The following is a 4,057-nucleotide window of genomic DNA, read 5'->3' on the forward strand; positions in this document are numbered from 1 at the left end:
GAGACCCACGCCGAGCACGAGAAGCTCCGCTCCCTCGGCGTCGAACTCGGCCAGGGCTACTACATGGCCCGGCCCGGCCCGCTGCCCAGCCGCCACATCGAACCGCTGCTCTGACCGTCCGGTCCGGCCGACGGAAAAGGGCCACCCCGTTACCGAGGTGGCCCAGCGCCGCGTTCAGCGGCCGATGCGGCCGTACTTGACCCGGCCGCGGTCGAAGACCTGCGCCAGCTTCACCCGGTCGCCCGGCTTCGGCGCGTGCCAGATCTTGCCGCTGCCGGCGTAGACCGCGACGTGGTACGCGTGGCCGCCGCTGACCCAGAACACCAGGTCGCCGGGGCGCAGGATCTTGCCGGAGATCCGCCGGGCCTGGTGGAACTGGCTGTCGGCGGTGCGGGCGAGCTTCAGGTTCACCTTGCGGTAGATGTAGCTGGTCAGCCCGGAGCAGTCGAAGGCCCGCGGCCCGCGCGAACCCATCCGGTACGGCTTGCCCTTCTGCGCCTTCGCGAACGCGACGATCCTGACCCCGCGGGTCCGCGCCGCCGCGTTCATCCGGGCGGTCGCGCGAACCTTCGCCGCGGCTCTGGCCTTGGCGGCCGCCGCGGCATGCGTCCTGGCGGTCATCGCCGTCACCTCGGCGGCGCGGGGCGCCGCTGTCGCGGACGACGGCAGCACGGTCACGCCGACGGTGGCCGACAGGGCCGCGGCCAGGCCGAGGTGGGCGAGACGTCGCAGCACAGGCTCAAAGCGGGTAGACACTGACGATCCTTGTCCTTCAACCCACGTGCGAGGTTCCCCCGCTCCTGCCCATCGAAGTCGCTGATAGGAGTCAGTCTTCTGTGACGCTCTCGGCGGGCAGGACTCCGGGGCCGAGAACGGCTTCCCCGGTTCGGGAAGCGCACCCGTATGGTCGGCACGAAATCCGCTTGCCGCAGCCGCCGCCGAGCCCGGCCGCCGGCCACCGCAGCCACACCGTTCACTAACCCGACTACCGGGCGGGTTGCGGGCGGGACACCGACCGCCCGCAGCACCCAAAAACGGGTATCCGGGACACGCCCCCGGTGGCCCTTGTCACGACGAAAATCCCGTCGGCGCGGGTGGCCCTCTGGGCGGTTTCGTGGTGTTCGCGGGCGACCAGAGGTTTGTGGTGAACCCCGTTGAGCACCGGGTCCGGTGGAAAATGCGTCGCGTGTAGTGACGGGTGTACGAATACTGCGCCGGTGACCGGTTCCGCATCGCCTCGTCTTCTCCGGCCCCGCGCGCTGAGGCCCGGAGACCTCGTCGTCATCGCCGCGCTGTCCGGGCCGCTGCCCGCGGCCTACGAGCGCAACGTCGAGCAGACGGTGATCGTGCTCGAGCGGATGGGGTTCCGCGTGCGCCTGGCGCCGCTGCTGCGGGCGGGGCGGCATCATTGGTGGAGTGCGGCCCCGCCGGCGGAGATAGCCGCGGAGCTCAACGGCCTGCTGCGCGACCCCGAGGTGCGTGCGATCATCGCGAGCGACGGCGGCCAGACGGCGTTCGGCTACCTCGACCTGATCGACGTCGAGGCGATCAGGGCCGACCCGAAGCCGATCCTCGGCTACAGCGACATCTCCCTGCTGCACCTGGCGCTCCACGCCCGCACCGGCCTGGTCGGGTTCCACGCTGACATGGCCGTGCCCGGCTTCGGCGGGAGCTGGCAGACCGCGCCTGCGACGCGCCGGGCGGAACTCGAGACGCTCTACTTGAGGCTGCTGACCGATACCGGGGCGATTGGTGCGCTGCCCGCGAGCCCGTCGTGGGAGTGCTGGCGTGCCGGGCGTGCCGAGGGCCGGCTGATCGGCGGGGTCATCAATCGCATCGCGCTCCTGCAGGCGACGCCCTTCGCGGTGCCGCTCGAACGGTTCGACGGTGCCGTGTTGTTCTGGGAGGAGATGGGCGGCCTGGCCTCGTACGTGTGGAGTTATCTGCAGGTCATGCGGCACTGCGGCATCCTCGATCGGATCTCCGGCATGGTCGTTGGCGTTCCGCGCGAGATCGCCGGACTCGACTCGCCCGGGGCGTCCCCGACGCTGGCCGAGATCGTCCTCGATGTGCTCGGCGACCGCGACATCCCGGTGCTGGGCAACGTCGAGTTCGGACACGCCGGCCCGAATCTGCCGATGCCGGTCGGCATCCGGGTCGGCCTCGACGCGCGGCAGCGGACGTTGTCACTGCTCGAACCGGCGGTGCGACCGCACGACGCAGTCGTCGACCCCAGCAACCTGTCCGGTATCCATCGACACCCTTGACGCTTCGGGGGGTGGGGACCAACGTGCACGAGATGACGCTGACCCGCCGTACCTTGCTCGGTGCCGCCGTCGCCGGTGGCGGAACCCTCGTAGCCGGCGCCGCACCCGCACAGGCCGCACCCCGCCGGACCGTGAAACCGCCGATGCTGCGCCCCGGTGACCGGGTGCGGGTGGTCGCCCCCGCCTACCCGCCGGACACCCGTCTCGAGCGCGGCATCGAGATCCTGGAGAGCTTCGGCCTGATCGTCGAGGTCGGCGACCACGTCGAGGACAGGTACGGCTACCTGGCGGGCACCGACGAGGACCGGCTGGCGGACCTCAACGCGGCCTTCACCGACCCCGGCATCCGCGGCGTCTTCGCGGCCCGCGGCGGCTACGGAACCCAGCGCATCGTCGACGGGCTGGACTTCCGCGCCGTCCGCCGCGACCCGCGGGTCTTCGTGGGCTTCAGCGACCTCACCTCGCTGATGTGCCGCCTCTGGCGCGAGCAACGGCTGGTGACCCTGTACGGCCCGATGGTGAACTGGACGGACTCACGCACCGGCCCGGTGGAGATCGAGTCGCTGCGCAAGGCGATCATGACCACCGAGCCGGTGGTGCTGACCCGCGACCCGGCCGAGCCGAGCGCCGCGGTGGTGGTTCCCGGCACGGCGACCGGGCGGCTGCTCGGCGGCAACCTGACGATGCTGCAGTGCAGCATCGGCACCCGCGACCTGCCCGACCTCGACGGCGCGATCCTGCTCTTCGAGGACGTGGACGAGTCGGCGTACAGCTATGACCGGATGCTCACCCAGCTTCGCCGGGCGGGCAAGCTGGACCGGATCGCCGGCATCGCGATCGGCCAGTTCGCCAGCGCGGCGAACTCCGGTCCGTGGAACGCGGCCACCGCGGTGCAGGATCGGGTCGGCGACCTGGGCGTGCCGGTCCTGGGCGGGCTGCGCGTCGGCCACGGCAACGGCCAGCTCACCGTGCCGCTCGGCGCGAAGGCCACGATCGACACCTCGGCGGGCACGCTGACCGTCGCCTCCGGAGTCAGTGCCTGATTCTTCTGACGCCGTTAAGGATCTCTTATGAGAGTCCGGGCTACGGTCCTGCCGTCAATGGTTCGCCGAGCCGATCGAGGAACACATGTTGCCATTCATGGTCGCCGACGTGGACGCCGGACGACACCCCCGCCAGGCGCGGTCGATCGACTCGCTGGCCGGGGAGAAGCTGGAGTACGTGCGGCTCGGCCACGCCATCGTCCTGAGCTTCTCCGGCGGTCGTCAGGTGCTGATCGAAACCGTCGCCCACCTGGACGGGCCGGGCGGCCGGGTCGAGGTTCAGCCGGGCGCGCACCCCTCGGACGTGCTCGCGCTGCTGCTCGGCGACGTCGTCCGGTCGGCGCGTACGCGCGAGACCGGCGAGCTGACGATCACCTTCCGCAGCGGGTCGGAGCTGCGGGTCGGCGTCGACGCCGACTTCGAGTCCTGGGCGGTCACCGGGCCGGACGGCTTCCTGATCGTCTGCCTGGCCGCCGGCGAGCTGGCCGTCTGGGGCGACGCGACGCGGCGCCGGCGACGGAGCTGACGGGGTCAGCCGTTGCCCTCCAGGATTTCGCGGAGCGAGGCGAGCATGCGGAAGATCTCGATGCGCCCGTCGAGGAACCCGATCCGGTAGTCCGCGCCGGTCTCCGGGTGCTTCGCCTGCGCCGCGTCCCGGCGTCCGGCCAGGGCGTCCGCGCGGCCCGCGCCGTACGCCACCAGCGCCTCCTGCATGACTGTTCCCCGTCCGTCGCGCGGCCGGCGGGG

The 4,057-nt window shown here is 71.5% G+C and carries 5 protein-coding genes; 3 read left to right on the forward strand and 2 right to left on the reverse strand.

The genetic code is table 11. The annotated features are described in order from the left end of the window. Window positions 1-174: 174 nt before the first annotated feature. Window positions 175-756, reverse strand: a complete 582-nt coding sequence (locus AB0F10_RS44585; RefSeq protein WP_360640502.1) for a C40 family peptidase — start codon at window positions 754-756, stop codon at window positions 175-177. Between the two features lie 461 nt (window positions 757-1,217). On the opposite strand from AB0F10_RS44585, the gene AB0F10_RS44590 reads away from it, so the two are divergent. From AB0F10_RS44590 to AB0F10_RS44600, 3 genes are all read left to right on the forward strand, one after another. Further along, window positions 1,218-2,267: a S66 peptidase family protein gene (locus tag AB0F10_RS44590; protein ID WP_360640505.1), complete on the forward strand. Its 1,050-nt coding sequence runs from the start codon at window positions 1,218-1,220 to the stop codon at window positions 2,265-2,267. A 143-nt stretch (window positions 2,268-2,410) separates the two neighbouring features. Beyond that, window positions 2,411-3,310: an LD-carboxypeptidase gene (locus AB0F10_RS44595; RefSeq protein WP_360640514.1), complete on the forward strand. Its 900-nt coding sequence runs from the start codon at window positions 2,411-2,413 to the stop codon at window positions 3,308-3,310. A gap of 97 nt (window positions 3,311-3,407) precedes the next feature. Further along, the gene (locus AB0F10_RS44600) at window positions 3,408-3,836 is read left to right on the forward strand and encodes a DUF6188 family protein (RefSeq protein WP_360640508.1); all 429 of its coding nucleotides are present in this window, start codon (window positions 3,408-3,410) and stop codon (window positions 3,834-3,836) included. A 5-nt stretch (window positions 3,837-3,841) separates the two neighbouring features. On the opposite strand, the gene AB0F10_RS44605 is transcribed toward AB0F10_RS44600, so the two are convergent. After that, the coding region (locus AB0F10_RS44605) for a hypothetical protein (protein ID WP_360640511.1) at window positions 3,842-4,057 on the reverse strand (216 nt) is incomplete at its 5' end.

The organism is Actinoplanes sp. NPDC026623 (assembly GCF_040638275.1).
Taxonomy (GTDB): Bacteria; Actinomycetota; Actinomycetes; order Mycobacteriales; family Micromonosporaceae; genus Actinoplanes.